The organism is Brevibacillus sp. YAE8 (assembly GCF_057543335.1).
Window position 1 is genome coordinate 51,704 of sequence record NZ_BAAIYG010000018.1, and the last position, 21,358, is coordinate 73,061.

16 protein-coding genes are annotated in these 21,358 nt (G+C 52.9%); 15 read left to right on the top strand and 1 reads right to left on the bottom strand.

Annotation, left to right across the window (positions count from 1 at the left end; all coding sequences use genetic code 11):
* Positions 1-175 precede the first annotated feature (175 nt).
* The 9 genes from AC27IT_RS18955 (at position 176) to AC27IT_RS18995 (ending at position 12,186) form a co-directional block, all read left to right on the top strand.
* On the top strand, positions 176-1,282 hold the full coding sequence (locus AC27IT_RS18955) for a carbamoyl phosphate synthase small subunit (protein ID WP_005829871.1): 1,107 nt from the start codon (positions 176-178) through the stop codon (positions 1,280-1,282).
* On the top strand, positions 1,275-4,517 hold the full coding sequence (carB, locus tag AC27IT_RS18960) for a carbamoyl-phosphate synthase (glutamine-hydrolyzing) large subunit (RefSeq protein ID WP_122952582.1): 3,243 nt from the start codon (positions 1,275-1,277) through the stop codon (positions 4,515-4,517). Before AC27IT_RS18955 ends, carB begins: the two co-directional genes overlap by 8 nt.
* Positions 4,462-5,433: an ornithine carbamoyltransferase gene (gene argF / locus AC27IT_RS18965; RefSeq protein WP_005829874.1), complete on the top strand. Its 972-nt coding sequence runs from the start codon at positions 4,462-4,464 to the stop codon at positions 5,431-5,433. The genes carB and argF overlap by 56 nt, the downstream gene beginning before the upstream one ends.
* A gap of 433 nt (positions 5,434-5,866) precedes the next feature.
* A complete protein-coding gene (locus tag AC27IT_RS18970; RefSeq protein ID WP_005829878.1) occupies positions 5,867-6,418 on the top strand; it encodes a DUF5317 domain-containing protein in 552 nt (183 codons plus the stop codon).
* Positions 6,402-7,739, top strand: coding sequence for an HD-GYP domain-containing protein (locus AC27IT_RS18975; RefSeq protein WP_025844290.1), 1,338 nt, complete (start codon positions 6,402-6,404; stop codon positions 7,737-7,739). The genes AC27IT_RS18970 and AC27IT_RS18975 overlap by 17 nt, the downstream gene beginning before the upstream one ends.
* A 114-nt stretch (positions 7,740-7,853) precedes the next feature.
* Positions 7,854-8,150, top strand: coding sequence for a hypothetical protein (locus AC27IT_RS18980; RefSeq protein WP_283858348.1), 297 nt, complete (start codon positions 7,854-7,856; stop codon positions 8,148-8,150).
* A gap of 54 nt (positions 8,151-8,204) precedes the next feature.
* The gene (locus AC27IT_RS18985) at positions 8,205-9,464 is read left to right on the top strand and encodes an argininosuccinate synthase (protein WP_005829883.1); all 1,260 of its coding nucleotides are present in this window, start codon (positions 8,205-8,207) and stop codon (positions 9,462-9,464) included.
* Positions 9,461-10,906: an argininosuccinate lyase gene (argH, locus tag AC27IT_RS18990; RefSeq protein ID WP_005829884.1), complete on the top strand. Its 1,446-nt coding sequence runs from the start codon at positions 9,461-9,463 to the stop codon at positions 10,904-10,906. The genes AC27IT_RS18985 and argH overlap by 4 nt, the downstream gene beginning before the upstream one ends.
* A gap of 167 nt (positions 10,907-11,073) precedes the next feature.
* Positions 11,074-12,186 (top strand): GerAB/ArcD/ProY family transporter, encoded by a 1,113-nt coding sequence (locus AC27IT_RS18995; protein ID WP_005829885.1) that lies wholly within the window; start codon positions 11,074-11,076, stop codon positions 12,184-12,186.
* 52 nt (positions 12,187-12,238) lie between these two features.
* Here the strand turns inward: AC27IT_RS18995 and AC27IT_RS19000 are convergent, their stop codons facing one another.
* Entirely contained in the window at positions 12,239-13,396 is a 1,158-nt protein-coding gene (locus tag AC27IT_RS19000) for an iron-containing alcohol dehydrogenase (RefSeq protein WP_238500633.1), read from the bottom strand.
* Between the two features lie 349 nt (positions 13,397-13,745).
* Here AC27IT_RS19000 and ftsE point away from each other — a divergent pair, with 349 nt between their 5' ends.
* The 6 genes from ftsE (at position 13,746) to AC27IT_RS19030 (ending at position 21,340) form a co-directional block, all read left to right on the top strand.
* Entirely contained in the window at positions 13,746-14,432 is a 687-nt protein-coding gene (ftsE, locus tag AC27IT_RS19005; RefSeq protein WP_122952588.1) for a cell division ATP-binding protein FtsE, read from the top strand.
* The gene (gene ftsX, locus AC27IT_RS19010) at positions 14,422-15,318 is read left to right on the top strand and encodes a permease-like cell division protein FtsX (protein ID WP_025844303.1); all 897 of its coding nucleotides are present in this window, start codon (positions 14,422-14,424) and stop codon (positions 15,316-15,318) included. The genes ftsE and ftsX overlap by 11 nt, the downstream gene beginning before the upstream one ends.
* Before the next feature lie 25 nt (positions 15,319-15,343).
* The gene (locus AC27IT_RS19015; protein ID WP_025844305.1) at positions 15,344-16,543 is read left to right on the top strand and encodes a murein hydrolase activator EnvC family protein; all 1,200 of its coding nucleotides are present in this window, start codon (positions 15,344-15,346) and stop codon (positions 16,541-16,543) included.
* 97 nt (positions 16,544-16,640) lie between these two features.
* Entirely contained in the window at positions 16,641-18,110 is a 1,470-nt protein-coding gene (locus AC27IT_RS19020; protein ID WP_005829891.1) for a S41 family peptidase, read from the top strand.
* A 110-nt stretch (positions 18,111-18,220) separates the two neighbouring features.
* A complete protein-coding gene (locus tag AC27IT_RS19025; RefSeq protein WP_487092041.1) occupies positions 18,221-19,489 on the top strand; it encodes a PDZ domain-containing protein in 1,269 nt (422 codons plus the stop codon).
* A 150-nt stretch (positions 19,490-19,639) separates the two neighbouring features.
* A complete protein-coding gene (locus AC27IT_RS19030; protein ID WP_487092042.1) occupies positions 19,640-21,340 on the top strand; it encodes a hypothetical protein in 1,701 nt (566 codons plus the stop codon).
* Positions 21,341-21,358: the final 18 nt, after the last annotated feature.

A 21,358-nucleotide genomic window follows, 5' to 3' on the forward strand; every position in this document is an offset into this window, starting at 1 on the left:
AACGAGTGCGGAAAGTCAAAAAACTCGTTGCATTTTTATAATGTTGAATGTATATTAATACAAAGAGTTGCATAAATTCTCGGTATGAACGGCATGAACGTGAATGACTTATTCACCTAAACAGATGCGCCAAATGGCGTTGGCTCTTGCCTATTGGAGAGGAGTGGCTTCATAGATGGATAGAGATAAGCAATCGCTGGGAACGGGCTACCTCACGCTGGAGAGCGGGGAGGTATTTGCAGGGCAGCTTTACGGAGCGCCTATTAACGGTTTCGGCGAAGTGGTTTTTCATACAGGCATGACCGGCTATCAGGAAGTAATGACAGACCCTTCCTTTGCAGGTCAGATCGTGACTTTTACTTATCCGTTGATCGGGAACTACGGAATCAACGAAAACGACTACGAGGCGGCAAAGCCGGCTCTGACGGGGATGATCGTCAGCGAGCTGTGCACAGAGCCGAGTCACTACGAATCGACGAAAACATTGGCCCAGGCGGCGGAAGACTTTGGCTTCCCGATTTTGGCCGGAATCGACACCCGAACCATTACGAAGCGAGTTCGCCAAAATGGTCCGGTTTTCGGGGTGATTTCCGATCAGCCTATGCAGGCGGCGGAGGTTGCGTCACTGCGCTACAAGCACGCGAAAAAATCGCTGGTAGCGAATGTATCCACCCAACAGATCGAGCGTTACCCGGGAGCCGGGGAGCATGTCGTCCTGGTCGACCTCGGGATGAAAAAATCGATTCTGGATGCGCTTTTGGAGCTGGGCTGCCGTGTGACCGTCGTGCCGTTCGACACTTCTTTTGCGCAAATTAACGCGCTCGCACCGGACGGCCTGCTGTTTTCCAACGGCCCTGGCGACCCGGAGCACCTGCTGGCGTATTGCAGCGAATGGCGAAAAGCGGTTGAGCAGTACCCGACTTTGGGCATCTGTCTGGGACATCAGGTGCTGGCGCTGATGTACGGCGGCAAAACAGAAAAGCTGGCGTACGGTCACCGCGGCAGCAATCACCCGGTGAAAGACCTGGTGACAGGCAAGGTGTACATGACCTCGCAAAACCACGGGTACGTCGTCAAGGAAGAGTCTTTGGACAAACGGCAGCTCGCCGTCTCGTACCGCAATGTAAACGACGGCTCTGTCGAAGGGCTGCGCCATGTGAGCCTGCCCGTTTTCAGCGTGCAGTACCACCCGGAGGCACATCCCGGACCGAGCGATACTTCCCATATATTCCACCAATTCTTGCAATCGATGCGTGTAGTAGGAGCGAAGAGATATGCCTAAATTGCCACACATTCATAAAGTTCTGGTGATCGGCTCCGGCCCGATCGTCATCGGCCAGGCGGCAGAATTTGACTACGCCGGAGCGCAGGCTTGCCTTTCGCTGAAGGAAGCGGGCGTGCAGGTCGTACTGGTGAACAACAACCCGGCGACGATCATGACAGATGAGCAGGTTGCAGACAAAGTTTATCTGGAGCCGCTCACGGTCGAATCCGTGACGGCGATTATCGCCAAAGAGCGTCCCGACGGACTTTTGCCCACGCTTGGCGGGCAGACGGGGCTGAATCTTGCGGTTGCTCTGGCAGAGGCAGGCGTGCTGGAAGCGTACAACGTTCAACTGCTGGGCACGCCGCTTGCTGCCATTCAAAACGGGGAAGACCGTGAGCTGTTCAAGCAGTTGATGCAGCAAATCGGCGAGCCTGTTCCCGAGAGCGATACCGTGGAATCAGTCGAGGCGGCTATCCAGTTCGCCAACACCATCGGCTATCCCGTCATCGTCCGTCCTGCTTACACGCTGGGCGGCGCAGGCGGCGGTATCGCTGAAGACGAGGCAGCCTTGCGCAAGGTCGCGGCAGGCGGAATTGCGGCCAGCCCCATCGGGCAAGTCCTGATCGAGCGCAGCGTAAAAGGCTGGAAAGAGATCGAATACGAAGTCATGCGGGATGCGAACGACACCTGCATCATCGTCTGCAATATGGAAAATCTCGATCCTGTAGGCATTCACACGGGAGACAGCATCGTCGTCGCGCCGTCGCAGACGCTGACAGACCGCCAGTATCAAATGCTGCGCAGCGCCTCGACAAAAGTGATTCGCTCGCTCGGTGTCGTCGGCGGCTGCAACATTCAGTTTGCGCTCGATCCGCACTCAGATCGCTACGTGCTGATCGAAGTCAATCCGCGGGTGAGCCGCTCCAGCGCGTTGGCTTCCAAGGCGACCGGCTATCCGATCGCGCGGATTGCGGCCAAGCTGGCATTGGGCTACGGGCTGGACGAGGTCATCAACCCGATTACAGGCTACACCTACGCCAGCTTTGAGCCGGCTCTGGACTATATCGTGGTGAAAATTCCACGCTTCCCGTTTGACAAATTCCCGCATGCCGATCGCAGGCTGGGCACGCAAATGAAGGCGACAGGCGAAGTCATGTCGATTGCCCGCAATCTGGAAGCGGGACTGTTGAAAGCCGTTCGCTCACTGGAGCAGGGCTGCACGCACCTGTCCCGTCCGGAGCTTGCTTCCTGGACGCGCGAGCAGCTTGCGCAGTCGTTGCAGGACGCTACCGACATCCGCCTGTTCGTTTTTGCCGAAGCGATCCGCAAAGGCTTCACAGAAGCAGAGCTGCACAGCCTGACAGGCGTCGATCCGTTTTTCCTGCGCAGCTTGCGCAAAATCGTCGATCTGGAAGCGGAGCTGTCCGCACACGACAGCAGCACGCTATCCAGAGAGCTGCTGCTTGCCGCAAAGCGCAGCGGCTTTGCGGATGAAACGATTGCTTCGCTGGTGGGAACCACTCCGCTTGCCATCAAAAAACAGCGCGAGCAAGCAGGCATCACGCCAACTTACAAAATTGTCGATACGTGCGCAGCCGAATTTGATGCGCAGACTCCATACTACTACTCGGATTGGCAAGGAGTAGACGAAGTAGAGACGCTGGCCGGGCGAAAAGTGCTCGTGCTCGGCTCCGGGCCAATCCGCATCGGGCAAGGAATCGAGTTTGACTACTGCTCCGTGCATGCCGCCAAAGCGCTGCAAGCAAGCGGAATCGCGGCCATCGTGGTGAACAACAACCCGGAAACGGTGAGTACGGACTACGAAACAGCCGACCACCTTTATTTTGAACCGCTGCATGTAGAGGACGTGCTGCATGTCGCCGAGCGCGAACAGGTAGAGGGCGTCATGGTCCAGTTTGGCGGACAGACGGCGATCAATCTGGCGGCAAAGCTGGAGCAGGCCGGACTGAAGGTCATGGGCACGACGCTGACCGCGATTGAGCGGGCAGAGGACCGCGAGCTGTTTTACGCGATGCTGCGCAAGCTGAACATCCCGCATATCCCGGGCAAAGGCGTATCGTCCCTGGAAGATGCGACAGCGATAGCGGAGGAAATCGGCTTCCCGGTTCTGATGCGGCCTTCCTACGTCATCGGCGGGCAAGGCATGGTAGTCGTACACAACATCGAGGAGCTGACAGCGACGATCAACGACTGGCTCCACCACCCGCAGAGCGAAGCGTTTTTCCCGCTTCTCGTGGACAAATACGTCCCGGGCCGGGAAGCAGAGGTCGATGCGGTCTGCGACGGGCAGTCTGTCATTATCCCGGGCATTTTCCAGCACGTGGAGAAAGCGGGCATTCACTCTGGCGACAGCGTGGCGCTGTTCCCGGCTCCGGCGCTGTCGGATGAGATCAAGCACAAAATTGCCAGCTACACAGAAGCGATCGCACGGGAAATGGAAGCGGTCGGCCTAATCAACATTCAGTTTGTCATCGACACCGATACCGTCTATGTGCTGGAGGTTAACCCGCGCGCATCGCGGACAGTGCCAATCACGAGCAAAGTGACGGGCATCCCGATGGTCCAGTTGGCTGTGCGCGCCCAGTTGGGGGAAAAGCTGGCGGACATGGGGTACGGAACCGGGCTGCTGCCTGAGATTCCTTTTGCAGTCGTCAAAGCTCCTGTCTTCTCGACCATCAAGCTGAACGGCGTCGACCCGGTACTCGGACCGGAAATGAAGTCGACCGGAGAAGTGCTCGGACTTGGACGGACGTTTGAGGAAGCGGCCGGAAAAGCGTTTGCCTTCAAAGACAACCTGTACGGCGACTGGAAAAACGGTCAGCTTGTCATGATCTCCCTGGCGGATGCGGACAAGAAGGAAGAGATCGGCCAACTGATCGGGCAGCTTCAGGCAGATGGTGCTACTCTCGCAGCGACGGCGGGCACGGCCAGTTGGTTGGCAGCATCCGGCGTTGCGGTCAAGCATGTCGTGGAAGATGAAGCAGCCTGGAACCAATTGCTGCAAAAAGAGCAGGCAGCCTTTGCGCTGGTCACCGCAACAAAAGGAAATCAACAGGGCAGAAGAGGGTTTGCCTTGCGCAGCCGGATGGTGCAGCAAGGAATCCCGCTGTTCTGTGCAACGGATACATTCTCGTTATATGTGAAGTCCATTATGATGAAAAGAGGTGGCTCTCATGCAGCCAGTGAAGATATTGGAACACTTTCAAAACTTGCCCCTGCAAAAGCATAAAGGAAAAGATTTTCTGCGTGTCGACGAATTTAACGGCGACGAACTGATGGAGTTGCTCCATCTCGCCGCTCACATCAAGCAACTGCAAAAGCTGGGACAGCCGTTCCAGCCTTTGCAGGGCAAGACGCTGGGAATGATTTTTGACAAGGCGTCGACGCGCACGCGCGTCTCCTTCGAAGTAGGGATGCACCAGCTCGGCGGGCTTGGCATGTTCATGAGCGGAAAAGAGCTGCAACTGGGCCGCGGAGAGCCGATCAGCGACACGGCAAAGGTGCTGTCCCGCTACGTGGACGCGATCATGATCCGCACGTTCTCCCACTCTTATGTGGAAGAGCTGGCCGAGCACGCCTCCATCCCGATCATCAACGGCCTGACCGACCTGTACCATCCATGTCAGGCTTTGGCTGACATGCTGACCATCTGGGAGCACAAAGGCAAGCTCAAAGGTGTCAAGCTCGCCTACGTGGGCGACGGGAACAACGTAGCCAACTCGCTCGTTCTCGCTGCCGTTTTGCTCGGCCTGGAAGTGCGTGTGGCGACGCCTGTCGGCTATGAGATGGATGCTGCCATCGTGGCAAAAGCTGTCGAGTACGCGAAAAAGAGCGGCGGAAAAATGATGGTGACGCATGATCCAAAAGAAGCAGTCGCGGGGGCTGACGCTGTTTACACAGATGTTTGGACCAGCATGGGCTTCGAGGAGGAAAACGAAGTGCGCCTGAAAGCATTCGCGAATTACCAGGTGAACGAGCAACTGGTGGCACAGGCAGACCGCAACTACCTTTTCCTGCACTGCCTGCCGGCGCATCGCGGCGAGGAAGTGACCGCAGGCGTCATCGACGGACCAAGCTCCGTCATTTTCGATCAGGCTGAAAATCGCTTGCATGCCCAGAAGGCGATTCTGGCAGCGCTGGTATGAACAAGGTTCTAGTCAAATAGAACTAATCGGAATTAAATCCAATAGACTATGAAACTGTGATTGCCGAATTTTGTCACTTATGTGTAAAATATAGCTAGGAAAGTCGCAAAGAAGTACAGACTGTATCTGGTCGCTTGGTCTGTATGGAGCCAGTAGCGAATCCACCCTTCTCGCAACCAGTGCGGAAGGAAAGACGGAGCAGAGGCTGTACCTGGTCGCTTGGCCTCTGACTTGAAAACCAGTAGCGAAGCCAGCTTTCTCCACTATGCACGTAAGGAGGGGAATAGAGATGAAAAAATGGTTCGCGGCGATTTTGATGGTGGTAGCGATCGTGGCTGCTACTTCTGCAAACTTCCATATCGGATAATAAATTTTCGAGGAAACACCGCTTGCTTGAGTGGTGTTTTTTCTTAAACCTTTGGAGGCAAGCGAGATGCTTTTGGATGTAATTTGTTTATCTTTTATTGTTGCTTTAATACGAGGGGGGAGAATAAAGGAATTTCCCAAGTTTAATAAAGTTGTGTTGCTCATCATTACGATTGTTCTCCAAGTTTGCGCTGCATTTTTCCCAACAATGGGAGGCATTTTCATTTCTATCGCGTATGTATTTATATTGGCATTCTTGATGTTTAACAGAGAGTTCGAAGACATGCGCATATTTTTGATCGGATGGTTTCTTAATGCAATTGCTATTTGGACAAACAATGGAAAAATGCCTATAGATTTAGAGCAAGCAAAAAAGTTACCATATGATCTAGAGCCCGTTATCAATGGGACGAATTTTAAGCACAGTGTCTTGACGGAAAGTTCCAATTTGCCATTTTTAACAGATGTAATTTATATGCCCGTGATCATTCCAAGGGTAATCAGTATTGGAGATATCTTTATTATGTTAGGAGCCTTTTTGCTTGTTCAGCGCTTAATGAATAAACCTATCTCGCTATTACAGCTTCATGAAGGTAAAAGATATGCGAAAAAAAATTAATCTCTCTAACCTGATAAAGGGCATTGTAGTGCAGTTTGGCTTTGTTATAGCTGCAATCTGTATTTTTTACAGCTCAATATCGGAATGGGAGCCCAGAGAACATTGGGGAGTATTGTTTACCTATACTCTCCTCACTATCTTTTCCTGTTTTACACCTGTGCGAATTTCCAACACTATTTTGACAGTAAATAATGCTGTCATTTTTTCGGGGATCTTGTTATACGGTGTTTGGGTAGGGGTATGGACTGCGTTAATTGAATCCGTTATCATTGCTTTTCTGGTGAGGTTTCATCCTTTAAAAGCAGCTATTAACATTGGGCAGCTACTAATGACGATTTGGGTAGTAGCTGCTTTGAATGAGTGGATTAACAGTTTCGGTACAATCTCTCCCATCATATCGGATATATTTTTAGCAGTAGTTTACTGGTTTGTAAACCTTATGTTATGTGGATTGGGGATATCTTACTTCTATCAAAACAGTTGGGTCCAAACAGTGAAGGCGATGGCCAAGGGGTTCACCTCTACTTATTTGTTGCTTATGATTTTAGCAGGCGTAGGTTCCAGGCTAGTAGAGACTTACGGACCACTGACATTGATTCCGATGATGATTGCATTTTTTACAATTAATCATGTTTTTCATCATTACTACGAGAATCTTCAAAGGCTTCAACAAAAGGTTGAAGAGGTCAAATCTTTTAACCACAATTTTCTTACAGCCATGGCAGCCTCCATCGACGCCCGCGATCACTATACCAGCGGACATTCTCAACGGGTTGCTCACTGGGGAAAAGAAATTGCCAAAGAAATCGGATTGCCTGCGGATAAAGTGGAGGAAGTGTATGTTGGAGGCATCCTGCACGATATCGGCAAGATTGGCATCGCAGATGAGATTCTCAATAAAAAAGGAAAATTAACACCTGAGGAATACGATACGATTAAACAGCATACGGTGATAGGATACGAAATTATTTTGCAGGCAGGTATGTTTCATGAGCTTCTGCCTGCGATACGATCACACCATGAACGAATGGACGGCAGAGGATACCCTGATGGTTTGATGGGGGATGAGATCCCGCTCATTGCGAGAATTTTGGCCATATCCGATTCGTTCGATGCGATGGTGGCAGATCGGCCTTATCGAAAAGGGTTGCCGGTCGAGGAAGCCCTTCAGGAAATACGCAGAGGAGCAGGAACGCAGTTCGATCCGGAGCTGGCCAGCCATTTCGTTGCGATAGTGGAAAGACTGCCGCGAGAGGAACTGCAGTGCATTATTGGACAAGAATTAAATCCAAAAAAACAGTTACAGGAGGCAAACAGCTAGCTGCCTCTTGTAACTGTTTTTTGTTTGGACGCTTGCAAAGCAACGGCCAGATTTGGATAGCGGCCATTCAATTTTTGCATAAAAACGTTTCTATGCATGGGACGAGGTACTGGATTGCGCGTTCAATCAATGAAAACCCACTATGATCCTTCCAGGAAAAAGGCTTGCATAAAGGACAATACAGACGGAGAATCAACAGAATTTTGGCTGGCAAACAACGACGCGGAAGCGGTATTGCAAGATCAGCTAAGCCTTGCTACACGCCAAAACCAGCCCCCTTGCAATCAACACGACAACTCGGAAAAGCAAAAGCGCCAGAAGGGATACCGTCCTTTCCTCAGGAAAGCGCTTCCTGATTTTGTCTGTGAAAATATCGCGAATAAACAAGAAAAGTGGTTGTATTTTTATTAACTCGTTTGTATAATTACTCACATGAGAGATACTTCGAAACGGGGAGAGAGAATGATGGCAAAAGATAAAATTGTGTTGGCCTATTCTGGCGGTTTAGATACATCGGTAGCAATTAAATGGTTGCAAGACACCTACAATTTCGACGTAATCGCAGTTGCGCTCGATGTAGGCGAAGGGAAAGACCTGGATTTCGTCCAGAAAAAAGCGTTGCAAGTAGGCGCGCTCAAATCGATCGTCGTCGATGCCAAGGAAGCTTTTGCAGAAGAATTCGTTCTGCCGGCCCTGAAAGCAAACGCGATGTACGAAGGCAAATACCCGCTCGTATCGGCTTTGTCGCGTTACCTGATTTCCCGCGTGCTGGTTGAGATCGCGGAAAAAGAAGGCGCGGTAGCGGTAGCGCACGGTTGCACAGGAAAAGGAAACGACCAGGTGCGCTTCGACGTATCCTTCACAGCGCTCAATCCGAACCTGAAAATCGTGGCGCCTGTTCGCGAATGGGGCTGGACTCGCGACGAAGAGATCGAGTATGCGAAAAAGAACAATATCCCGATCCCGATTGATCTGGACAACCCATACAGCATTGACCAAAACCTGTGGGGCAGAAGCTGCGAGTGCGGCGTTCTGGAAGATCCGTGGGCAGCGCCGCCAGAAGGCGCGTACGATCTGACGAAGTCGATTGCAGATGCGCCGGACGAAGCAGAAGAAATCGAAATCACGTTTGTCCAAGGCAAGCCGACTGCCCTGAACGGCGAAGAGCTGCCTTTGTCCGAGCTGATTTTGAAGCTGAACAAAATCGCTGGAAACCACGGCGTAGGCCGCATCGACCACGTGGAAAACCGCCTGGTGGGGATCAAATCCCGTGAAGTGTACGAGACGCCTGCTGCCACAACCCTGATTCTGGCGCACCGCGAGCTGGAATTTTTGACACAGCCTCGTGAGGTAGCGCAGTTCAAGCCGATCATCGAGCAAAAAATGTCCCAGGTGATCTACGAAGGTCTGTGGTACTCGCCAATTCGCAACGCGATTCAGGCGTTCATCGAAGAGACGCAAAAACACGTGACTGGCGTTGTACGCGTGAAGCTGCACAAAGGCCATGCAATCGTAGTGGGCCGCAAGTCTGCCTCTTCGCTCTACAGCCATGAGCTGGCGACTTACAACGCTGGCGACCAGTTCGACCATAAAGCAGCGCTCGGCTTCATCAAGCTGTGGGGCTTGCCAACAAAAGTGTACGCAGAAGTGAACGAAGGCGTACTGCATGAGAACAAAAACACCGCGATCAAGATTTTGGATGAAAAGGATGCGATCACGCAATGAAACTGTGGGGAGGACGCTTCACGAAGCCGACGAATCAGCTCGTAGAAGAATATACAGCTTCTATCTCTTTTGACCAGAAGATGTGGCGGCAGGACATCGTCGGCAGCCTGGCTCATGTTGCCATGCTGGGCAAGTGCGGCATCCTGCCGATGGAGGAAGTACGTCAAATCATCGCGGGCTTGAAAAAAGTCAAAGACAAAATCGAGCGCGGGCAAGCGGAGTTTTTGGTTGCTCACGAAGATGTTCATATGAATATCGAAAAAATGCTGATTGAAGAGATCGGTCCGGTGGGGGGCAAGCTTCACACCGGACGGAGCCGCAACGACCAGGTCGCACTCGATATGCACCTGTACTTGAGAGAAAAGCTGATGGAGATCATCCAGTTGGCCATGTATTTGCAGGAAGCGCTGCTTGAGCAGGCCAGTCAGCATCTCGATACGGTCATGCCTGGCTATACGCATCTGCAGCGTGCGCAGCCGGTTTTGTTCGGCTACCACCTGATGGCGTATGTCTCCATGCTGCAGCGCGATATCGAGCGGATGACAGAAACGTGGAAACGGGTGAATGTGCTGCCGCTTGGCGCTGGTGCGCTGGCGGGCACGACCTTCCCGATCGACCGGACGTTTGTCGCGGAGATGCTGCAATTCGACGGCATTTATCAAAACAGCATGGACGCGGTGAGCGATCGCGATTTCATCGTGGAGTTTTTGGCGGACGCTTCCTTGCTGATGACGCATTTGTCCCGTCTGTGTGAGGAACTGGTCATCTGGAGCAGCCAGGAGTTTTCTTTTGTAGAACTGGACGATGCGTTCTGCACAGGCTCCAGCATCATGCCGCAAAAGAAAAATCCGGACGTCGCCGAGCTGGTGCGCGGAAAAACGGGCCGTGTCTACGGCAACCTGTTCGGTCTTTTGACAGTGCTCAAAGGCTTGCCGCTCGCGTACAACAAGGACATGCAGGAAGACAAGGAAGGCATGTTCGATACGGTGGCGACGATCCACGGCGCTCTCGCTTTGCTGACGCCGATGATTAAGACGATGCAGGTGCGGACGGAGCGCATGCGCCAGGCTGTCACCAACGATTTTTCCAATGCGACCGATTTGGCGGACTACCTGGTGCGCAAAAACATGCCGTTCCGCCAGGCTCACGAGGTCGTCGGCAGAACTGTTCTGTACTGCATTGAGCAGCAAAAATATTTGCTGGATTTGACGCTGGAGGAGTTCCAAAGCTTCTCGGGAGTCATCGGGGCAGATGTGTACGACGCGCTGGCAGTGGAAACCGTCGTGAACGCCCGCAACGTGCTGGGCGGAACCGCGCGCAATCAGGTCGAAGCCCAAATTGCCTGGTATCAGGAAAAATGGAAAGAGACACAAGTCTGGGTCGATAAAAACAGCCAGAAAGTGATGATCGAGTCGCTGATTGATGTAGGATCGCCAGCGTAACCGATTAGACGGCAGAAAATGAGTACGGATAGGCATACCAGCCTGTCCGTTTTTTTTGTGCAAAAATTTTTTGGCGTGGCACGAGAGGCTTTCTTGGCGTTTAGCTCGGTTGGTCTGGGGCAATAATTGTGAAAAGGTCATAGGGTCGAAAGCGGGCAAAAAACACCATGCTAGAGAATTACAAAATCAGTCCCCGACAATTTATGATGCTGGTTACCCTTGTCACGATTGGCGATTCCGTGCTCGTCCTGCCCGCCATTGCGGCGGAGCTCGCCAAACAGGACGCCTGGATTTCGGTGACGGTCGGGCTGCTGATCGGACTGGGCAATGTTCTTTTGATGATCGCAGTAGGCAAGTGCTATCCGAATGAAAGCTTCTTTTCTTTTATAGATAACATGTTTGGGCGAGTGTTGGGCACGGTGATTACACTTTCCTTTGTTTGGTACACATTTTTTTCGGCTGCGGCACACGTCCTGGAGACGGGCGATTTTGTCGGGACGTATTTGTTGAATGACACGCCGAGCATAGCCATTCAACTGCTGCTCGTCAGTCTCATCATGTTCGGAGTGCGCCTGGGGCTGCAAACTGTCGCTGATTCCGCGCAAATTTACTTTTACGGGTTCTTTTGCTTTTTCGTGCTGCTGATGCTTTGTCTGATTCCCCAGGCAGACGTAGCCAGACTGCAGCCGGTGCTGGAAAATGGCTGGAAGCCTGTTTTGGCAGGCGCGATTCCGTCCATTGCTTTTCCGTTTTCGGAGCTGGTTATTTTTTTGGCGATCTTGCCGTACGTATCCCCGATTCAGAGGCGAATGCGGTATTTTTTGAAAGGCGCATTTTTAGGCGGGCTTGTGCTCGTACTCGTCATTTTAATGTGCATTCTCGTCCTGGGGGCAGACATGACAGCAAGACACGGGTACCCTTCGTATGTGCTCGCCAAGCAAATGAAGATCGGGCTGTTCATCCAACGGCTGGAAGCGATTTTGGCCGTAGTCTGGTTCATCGCTGTCAACGTCAAGATCATGATTTACAGCGTGTTTTTTCAACTGGGGCTGCGGCATGTGTTTCGGATTCGGGAAATGTCTGTACTGACCTTGCCGTACATGGTGATGTTGCTGGTGATGGCGAACATTTTCACGCCGAACATGGTCGTGTACGTGCACATCATCTCGCAGTACTGGCCGTTTTACGATTTTACCTACTCGATTGCCCTGTTGCTTTTGCTCCTGATCGTTCACAAGTTGAGAAGCAAGTATGGTGATCGGAAAAGAAGCCCATCCTAAAAAACGCCGCGACTCTCATGGGAAGAGTGCGGCGTTTTTGCTTTTACAACTTTTACAAAGCCATGCGCAAAATTTCGAGGACGTCTTTGCTGGTCAATGTTTTGAACTGACCAATCGGGCCAAACGGCGTCGCTTTTTCCGCCATCAGCTCCAAATGCTCGTCTGTAATTTCGTAGTCCGCCAAACGGGTCGGCGCTCCGATGCGGGCAAAGAACGCTTCTGTTGCCGCAATTCCTTCTAACGCCACTTCCTCGTCGGTTTTGCCGGCGGGATCGACATTCCACACCTCCACGGCGAAGCGGACAAAGCGGGCGACGTTTTCGCGATAGACGTAGCGCATCCATTTCGGGAAGATGATCGCCAGGCCGCCGCCGTGCGGAATGTCGTACACGGCGCTGACGGCGTGCTCGATGGAGTGGGTAGCCCAGTCGGTTGTCACGCCGACAGGCAGCGTGCCGTTGAGCGCCATCGTTCCGCAGTACAGGATGTTGGCGCGGGCATCGTAGTCGTGCGGGTTTTCCAGGACGCGCTCGGCGTTTTCAATGACGGTTTTCATGATCGACTCGGCGAAGCGCGTCTGGAGCGGAATCTCGGTTGTATGCGTGAAATACTGTTCGAAAACGTGCGACAAAATATCGCTGATTCCGTAGATCGTCTGATCGCGCGGGACGCTGAACGTATTTTCCGGATCGAGGATGGAGAAGGTCGGGAAGGTGGTGCCAGCCCCGTGCTTTTCTTTTGTTTCCCAGTTCGTAACGACGCTGCCTCTGTTCATTTCCGAGCCTGTTGCGGCCAGCGTCAGAACGGTGCCGAGCGGCAAGGCTTTTTCGGCCACTGCTTTGCGCGAGTAAAAATCCCACACATCCCCTTCGTAGGGGACGCCGACAGCTACTGCCTTGGCCGCGTCAATCACGCTTCCGCCGCCAACGGCGAGAATCCAGTCGACCCCTTCTGTCCGGCACAGATCAATCCCTTTTTTCACCGTGCTAAGACGAGGGTTCGGCTCGACGCCAGGCAACTCCAATACGCGGCAGCCCGCAGCTTGCAGAAGCGCTGTGACCTTGTCGTAAAGACCGGAGCGCTTGATGCTGCCGCCGCCGTACACAAGCAATACCGTGTTGCCGAGCTGCTTGGCTTTTTCCTCCAGTTGGGCCAACTGTCCCCGGCCGAAAATAAGTTGTGTCGGGTTGTAGTACACGAAGTTTTCCATCTTGCCAGCTCCTCTCATACTCATGCATACATTCATTGTAGCGGACTGCCCTGACCCGTGCCAGCGAGCGATGTGCTGCTGTAATTTTTTGGACATTTCATGTCGGATGGAAGAGAAACGAGGCGGTTTCGACAAGAAATGAGAGATTTAGTGGATACCATCCGCGAAACAGGGTGGTATAATAAATAAGATGGGTAACCTCGCTGTTTTTCAACAAGGTATGGCAACGGTTGCCCGAGGGAAGAGGGGTTTTGTCGATTTTGCCTGAAAAAGCAGCATTTCGGCGGAAAAACAAAAAATCAGGATCAAGAGAATATAGAAGGATCTGACAATGTAGGATGTGATTTGCTTGATCGAGATGTTTGATGTTTGGAAAACGTACCCGAATGGCACGAATGCTTTGAAGGGTATCAACATTCGGATTGAAAAAGGCGAATTTGTGTATGTGGTTGGGCCGAGCGGAGCGGGAAAATCCACGTTCATCAAGCTCATGTACCGCGAAGAGAAGCCGACCAAGGGCCAAATTTTTCTCGGCGGATTCAATGTCAGCCGGATCAAGGAACGGCAAATTCCGCTCGTTCGCCGCAGCATCGGGGTTGTCTTCCAGGATTTCAAACTGTTGCCGACACTCACTGTATTCGAAAATGTCGCATTTGCGATGGAGGTAATCGAGAGCAACCCGAAGCAGATCAAGCCGCGCGTCATGGACGTGCTGGGATTGGTCAAATTGAAGCACAAGGCGAAAATGCTGCCAAGCGAGCTGTCTGGTGGCGAGCAGCAACGGGTGGCACTCGCGCGGGCGCTGGTGAACAACCCGGGCATTATTATCGCGGACGAGCCGACGGGTAACCTCGACCCGGAGACGTCCTGGGAGATCATGAAGCTGTTTGAGGAAATCAACCAGCGCGGCACGACGGTCGTCATGGCGACGCACAACCGGGAGATTGTCAACACGATGAGAAAGCGGGTCATTGCCATCGAGGCAGGACAGATCGCCCGTGATGAGCAGAGAGGGGATTACGGTTATGAAGATTAGAACGCTGGGACGCCATGTCCGTGAAGGGGTCAAAAACCTCGGCCGGAACGGCTGGATGTCGTTCGCGTCGGTCAGTGCCGTTACGATCACCCTTTTCATTTTGGGCGTGTTCCTCATCTTGGCAATGAACGTCAACTACTTTGCCAAATCAGTCGAAAAACAAGTGGAAATCAGAGTCTTCATGGCGGACCTTACCCCCAAGGAAGACTTGCAAAAATTCGAACAGAGCGTGCGCAACATGCCGACGGTGGAGTCCGTCGAGTTCATTTCCAAGGACGAAGGCTTGAAGCAGTTCAAGGAAAGCATGGGCGACAAGGCGTACCTTTTTGACGGCTTGGAAAAGGGAAATCCGCTTCCCGATTCTTTTGTGGTCAAGACGAAGCTGCCGCAAGATACGCCGGCAGTCGCCAATCAAATCAAGCAAATGAAATCGGTCAGAAGCTTGAACTACGGGGAGGGGACGGTTGAAAAGCTGTTCGCTGCCACTGACACTGTGCGAAACGTCGGGATCGGCTTCATCGTCGGCCTGGGCTTTACCGCCATGTTTTTGATTGCCAACACGATCAAGCTGACGATTGTCGCGAGACGCCGAGAGATCGAGATCATGAAGCTGGTTGGCGCGACAAACTGGTTTATCCGCTGGCCGTTTTTTGTAGAAGGACTGCTGATGGGAGTGTCCGGGGCGCTGATCCCGATCATCATGCTGACAGTTGGCTACTACTACCTGCTGGATGCTATCAATACCAGCTTCGAAGCTTCCCAACTGTTCAAACTGTTGCCATTGTACCCATTGGTATATCAGGTAGCCCTCGCTTTGCTGGCGATTGGCGCGTTTATCGGAATCTGGGGAAGCTTGGTGTCTGTGCGCCGCTTCTTGCGAGTTTAACATTGGAAAACGTGGGAGGAGTATCATGAGAAAGAGGATCCTATACACACTCTTAATCACCGGCCTCTTGGCTGGTTCTGCGATCCCGACTAACGTGAGCTGGGCAGCCAGCAAAGCATCTTTGGACAAGATCAATCGCGAGTTGAAGGAAATACAGCAAAAGAAGAAACAACAGCAGCAACAATTGAAGCAAACCGAGCAGCAGATCAGTGTCGTGCAAAAGGAACAGCAAGATTTGCAGACGCAACTGATGACGATCGACCTGCGCCGCAACGAGGCGCAAAACAAGCTGGACAAGCTCGAAAAGCAAATGAATGAAACAAAGGAAAAAGCTGCCGAGGCGCAAGATCAACTGGACGAGGCGAAGGATCGGGTAGCGAAGCGGGAAACGCTGCTGAAAACCCGGGTAAAATCCATGTATGAACGGGGAAATGTCTCGTACCTGGACGTGCTGCTCGGATCGTCCGACTTTGGCGATTTTCTGACCCGCATGGAGGGTTTGCAGTTGATCCTTGAGCAGGATACGCGTATCCTAGAAGACAATATTCGCGACAAAGAAACGATCGAGACGAAGAAGAAAGAAATCGAGCATCAACTGACCGTTTACGCGGGAATGCTCGACGAGGCGGAAGCGCTCAAGGCTGAGCTGGACAAGCAGTACAAGCAAAGTCTCGTGGTCAAGGCCGAACTGAAGAAAAAAGAGGCCGCACTGGAAGAAGACCTGGAGCAGTACGGACAGCAACTGATCGAAATCACACGTCAGGAAGCCGCCAAATATGCGGAGCGTGTGCGCGCGATGAGCGCGTCCAGCACAGGGTACAAGGGCGGCAAGCTCGGTTTGCCGATCGCGGACGGACAGTTTCGCTTCAGTTCAGGCTTCGGGATGCGGTCAGACCCGTTTACAGGCCGTTCTGCTGGGCATAATGGTGTAGACATGGCAGCACACAAAGGAACGCCGATCTTGGCTGCGGCTGACGGGGTCGTCATTTTCGCAGGGTATTCCAACGGCTTCGGGAATACGGTAATGATTAAACACAGTGCGGAGATCACCACGCTCTACGGACACATTCGCGAGGGTGGCATCAAGGTTTCTGTGGGACAATCCGTATCGAGAGGCCAAAAAATCGCCGAAGTAGGCTCTACTGGCCGCTCTACCGGAAATCACCTTCATTTTACCGTCTACAAAAACGACGTTGCCGTCAACCCTATGCCGTACCTGAAATAGTCAAGCAACGGGCAGCCAGACAAATATTGCTAACGGCAAATGCATACACTAGCAGCATATCTTTTTGCCGGTAGCACAAAGGATGGTGACGTGAGTAGTGAGATGGAAAGGACGTACCGTATTAGCGCTTGTGCTCATCTCGATGGTGGCCAGCAGCTTTTTGACCATAGCGATGATGAAGACATCAGCCAGCGCGAACGCAACTCAGAATGGGGCGCTGACTGCGTCCACAGGCGCGGTGTTTTCGGGAGGCTCGGAATATCCCCAGGAGTTCAAGAAGCTGTATGAAGCTTTTACAGCGATTAAAAAAGACTACATTCAAACGGTTACGAATGAACAGTTGGTAGAAGGCGCAATCGGCGGGATGGTCGGAGCTTTGGAAGATCCGTACAGCGATTACATGGACCCGAAATCAGCCGAAGAGTTTACCTCGACGCTGCATTCGACTTTCCAGGGAATCGGCACAGAGGTCACGATGCAAAACGGACGGGTCACCGTCGTCTCGCCGTTCAAAGGTTCTCCGGCCGAGCGTGCGGGTCTTAGACCGAACGACCAGATTTTGAGCGTCAACGGAGAATCGCTGGAAGGCTTGGATCTGCATCAGGCCGTGACCAAAATTCGCGGGCCAAAAGGAACGAAAGCCGTTCTGAAGGTCGTTCGCGCAGGAGTGGCAGAGCCACTCAACATCGTGTGCATTCGTGACGATATTCCAATCGAAACGGTGAATAGCCAAATTATCGAGAAAAACGGCGTAAAGGTCGGCGTGATCGGCATTACCCAGTTCTCGACGGAAACAGCCAAGCACTTCAAGGAGCAGCTTGCTTCCCTGGAGAAAAAGGGAATCGGCGGCCTCGTCATCGACGTGCGCGGCAATCCGGGCGGCTATTTGCTGGCTGTCAAAGAAATCGGAGAAGTGCTCGTGCCGAAAAAAGGCGTCATCGTCGCCATTGAGTACGGTGCTGGCGGGCAGCAAAAAGAAGAGTACCGCTCGATAACGGATGCTGCCAAACCGTATCCGATTGCGGTCCTGATTAACGGCGGCAGTGCCAGTGCCTCGGAAATTTTGGCCGGGGCGATGCGCGACAGCGGCAACTACAAGCTGGTCGGCGAAAAGAGCTTCGGAAAAGGCACTGTCCAAAGCACGATGGAAATGACGGACAAGAGCCAGCTCAAGCTGACCATCGCCAAATGGGTCACCCCAAGCGGCGAATGGATTCACAAAAAAGGAATCGAGCCGGACTTCAAGGTCGCGCAGCCTGATTATTTCAATGCGACGCAGTTGCCAGCCGACAAGGAGCTGGCCCGCGACATGGCAGGCGCTGACGTGAAGAACCTGCAACTGATCCTGACCGGACTGAAATTGTCGCCAGGCCGCGATGACGGCTACTTTGACGAAAAGACCGAACAGGCGATCAAGCAGTTCCAGACGGCGAAAAAGCTGCCTGTGACCGGAAAAGTGGACGCGGCGACCCGCAGTCAGCTCGAAGAAAGCTTGCGCGAAACGATGCGCAAGCCGGAGAACGATCTGCAATTGCAGAAGGCGCTGGATGTCGTTACCGGCAAATAGGAAAAATAATCAAGAACAGGGAAGCAGGGAAATTCCGCTTTTCCGTAGAAATGATAACCACGGCAAATCACATGTCGTGGTTTTCTTCTTTTCCATTTGAGGTGAGGCAATTGGCGATTCAGGCAGATATGCTTTCCATTGCATATGGCTTTGCCGCATTTTTTCTCAATCCCGTTTTTTACCTCTTTCTCGGCTTCATTTACTTGCACTATCGCAGACAGATGAAGCTGGAAAGGCAGCTCTTTGCCGCACGCATGCAGTCTCCGCTCCTTTCGACAATCCGCGCAGTAGGGATGGGCGTGGCAGGGGGATTGTGCATCTCTCTTCTCGCCGCAGGACTGGGAGTCGTCGTGCAGGCGCAGGATTTGTGGATTTTATGGGCATTGGCCCTTCTTTTGGCGCTGGTTCGCTTGCGTTTTCTCTGCTTTGCTTATGCGGCGGGTCTGCTGACGGTTTTCCATGTAATTGCCCAACTGTTTCCGGGTTTGCAGGACGTTCCTGGTCTGGGCAGTGTGTGGACAATGCTGCTGCAGGCGAAGCCGATTCCGCTCCTTGCCCTGGTAGCCATCATGCACTTGATCGAAGCGATGCTCGTCCGCTGGAACGGAGGCAGGGACGCTTCTCCGCTGTTTGTCGAAGGACAGCGCGGACGAATCGTCGGGGCTTACTTGTTGCATTCTTTTTGGCTGACTCCGCTTGCCCTGTTCGTCCAGGTGGAGCCGAGGACGATCAGTGGCGCGCTTTATCCGGGTTGGCCGTTTTTTTCAGGCGAGCTTGCTTCCTTCGGACTGATGCTGCTGCCGACGGTTACGGGTTTTTCGGATATGACCCAAACGATGACACCATTGGAAAAGGTCAAGCAAATTTCCAAAAACCTTACCTGGTACGCAGTCGGGCTTTTGGCGCTTTGCGCCCTGTCCGTCTTGTTTGCCCCGCTCGTTTTGCTCGCTGCCCTGTTTGCGTTGTTCGGGCATGAAGCGTTGTTTTTCTGGAGCCAGTGGAAAGAAAGGAAGCGTTCTCCTTACTACATCCAGTCTTCACGCGGCATCAAGGTCATGGGAGTCATCCCGGGCACGCGGGCAGAGGAGATCGGGATTGCGACAGGAGAAATCATCGTGAAGGTCAACGGCATTCCGGTGCGAGACAAGGAAGACTTGTACCCGGCGTTGCAGGCCAATCCGGCTTTTTGCAAAATGGAAGTGCTCACGCGCGAAGGCGAGATGAAGTTTGTGCAGTGCGCTGTCTACGCGGGCAATCACCATCAATTGGGAATCATCGTGGTGCCGGACGCAACGACTCGCGTATTTGTCGATTTGAAACGATCCAGCGTCGTCGAGCTTATCAAGCAGAAGCTGGAAAAACTGAATGTCGGAGCTTGATGTATCGAACGAGAGAAGGAGAGAAGGTATGCGCCAACGGTTGCGTGCCTTCTTTTTTTTGGATAGACAGGTTCGATAAAAACATTTTTCTGAAAAGCTCGTCTGTTCGTAAAACTTACGCCTGGCTGGCGCGTCTACCTTTACGAGGAAATGAAGGGAGTGAGTCATTTGTCCGATCTGAAAAAAACGGTCTTGTGCGTTTTGACTGGGGCGTTAACGGCGACAAGCATAATGGTTGCGCCATTTGCCGGAGCAAGCGCAGAAAAATCGGCCAGTTCTGTACTCGCAGCGAATGCCGAGAGCGCAGTCCCTGCACCTGTTGCCAAAGGGGTGCAAAAATTGGTTCGGCTGTTGCCGGAACTGTCTTCGCGCAAGGTCGTTTACGGTGGCGATGTGGATGGACCAGGTGTCAGCGGCGTAAAAGTGTCTTTTGTGCGGGCGGCCACCGGAACAGCTCAGGGGGAGGACAGCGCGATTTTTGACCGAGCCACAGGGAATTTGCTCCAGTTGGACCTCGTTCCCGCCAAAATGGCAAAGCCAGCATTTCCGACTGACCAGCAAGCGAAAACGCGAGCGCAGACTTTCCTGACAGGCTTGCTTGCTGGAAATACGTATCAGGCGAGAGAAGTGAAGAAGGAAGAAGGCAAGCTGACGGTCAGAATGGTTCGCAAAGTGAACAATGTGGTGTTCGACGATGCGTATGACAGCTTTGTCAGCTTCGACGCCGCGGGGCGGCTTGTCGGGTTGCGGATGTTTGACGGGCGATTGTATGAAACCGTGAATCTGGCGGTACTCCCTTCGCCGCAGCGCGTCATTTCCGCAGCGCAAGCAGTGGGCAAGTGGAAGGGACAACGCCCGCTGGAGCTGGTGTACTTGCTGCCGGAGCAGGAGCAAAACAATCAGACGGCAGCGCGTCTCGCCTATATTGTCAAGGATGGAGTCATTTCGCAGGAGCATACCGGCAGTGCCTTGGACGCGTTCAGCGGAAAAAGGCTGGCAGCACCAGTCCAGCAGGCACAAATTTTGAACGTGACCGGGACAGGGGAAAAGTGGAGCGCGCAGACCGAGAACGAGGCCCGCAATTTGCTGCGCATCCTGTTCAAACTCGAATCAGCCAATTTGCCGCTTGCCGTATTGGACGAGAAGTACGATGACGGCCAGGAGCGCCGTTTCTTTATTTGGGGCTACTTCCCGGAGGGTGTCGCAGATGCGGACAAGAAATACCACATCGGAAGTTTTCCGGTAGGGATCAGCCAGGCCCAAAAGCACCATATTATGCTCGAAACCGATGCCAAGACAGGGCGGCTGATTCGTTTTGTCTACAAGCAGGCAGATGAGCAGTGGTCCACCGCCAAAACAGACAAGAGCCGGGATCGCAAAGGGGCGGAAGCGCTGTTGCGAAGACTTGTGCCTTCCGGAAGCAACCAGTTGAGGCTTGCCGATGTCGGCACCGACAAATATACGACGCTGGTGGCCGACCCGCTTATCGGCGGCGTTCCCGTCTACCGGATCGGGCAGATGAAAGAAGAAGGGATGTACACGATTACCGCAAATGCGTGGACGGGCAAGGTCGAGGAAGTGATCGTACAGCGCCCGGACAACATGGTCTTCCCCGCTCGCGCCAAGGCGATCAATGAACAGGGAGCGATGGAGCGATTGCTGCAAGCCATGCCGCTTGAACTGACCTACATTCACCAAAAGGATCGGCAAACAGGCGCGATGAGCTGGAAGCTTGGCTATGACCTGTCCTTCCGCCAGACCCGCTCGCACTGTTTTTGCGGGGGCGATGTGAAGATAGATACGACGTTGTATGTCGATGCGCTTACGGGACAGACGGTCGTAAAAGAATAGGGACAAGTAAAAAGAAAA

Coding starts and splice junctions, on each gene's coding strand:
- AC27IT_RS18955 (WP_005829871.1), top strand. CDS start 176: ATGGATAGAGATAAGCAATCGCTGGGAACGGGCTACCTCACGCTGGAG.
- carB (WP_122952582.1), top strand. CDS start 1,275: ATGCCTAAATTGCCACACATTCATAAAGTTCTGGTGATCGGCTCCGGC.
- argF (WP_005829874.1), top strand. CDS start 4,462: ATGCAGCCAGTGAAGATATTGGAACACTTTCAAAACTTGCCCCTGCAA.
- AC27IT_RS18970 (WP_005829878.1), top strand. CDS start 5,867: ATGCTTTTGGATGTAATTTGTTTATCTTTTATTGTTGCTTTAATACGA.
- AC27IT_RS18975 (WP_025844290.1), top strand. CDS start 6,402: ATGCGAAAAAAAATTAATCTCTCTAACCTGATAAAGGGCATTGTAGTG.
- AC27IT_RS18985 (WP_005829883.1), top strand. CDS start 8,205: ATGGCAAAAGATAAAATTGTGTTGGCCTATTCTGGCGGTTTAGATACA.
- argH (WP_005829884.1), top strand. CDS start 9,461: ATGAAACTGTGGGGAGGACGCTTCACGAAGCCGACGAATCAGCTCGTA.
- AC27IT_RS18995 (WP_005829885.1), top strand. CDS start 11,074: ATGCTAGAGAATTACAAAATCAGTCCCCGACAATTTATGATGCTGGTT.
- AC27IT_RS19000 (WP_238500633.1), bottom strand. CDS start 13,396: ATGGAAAACTTCGTGTACTACAACCCGACACAACTTATTTTCGGCCGG.
- ftsX (WP_025844303.1), top strand. CDS start 14,422: ATGAAGATTAGAACGCTGGGACGCCATGTCCGTGAAGGGGTCAAAAAC.
- AC27IT_RS19015 (WP_025844305.1), top strand. CDS start 15,344: ATGAGAAAGAGGATCCTATACACACTCTTAATCACCGGCCTCTTGGCT.
- AC27IT_RS19030 (WP_487092042.1), top strand. CDS start 19,640: ATGAAGGGAGTGAGTCATTTGTCCGATCTGAAAAAAACGGTCTTGTGC.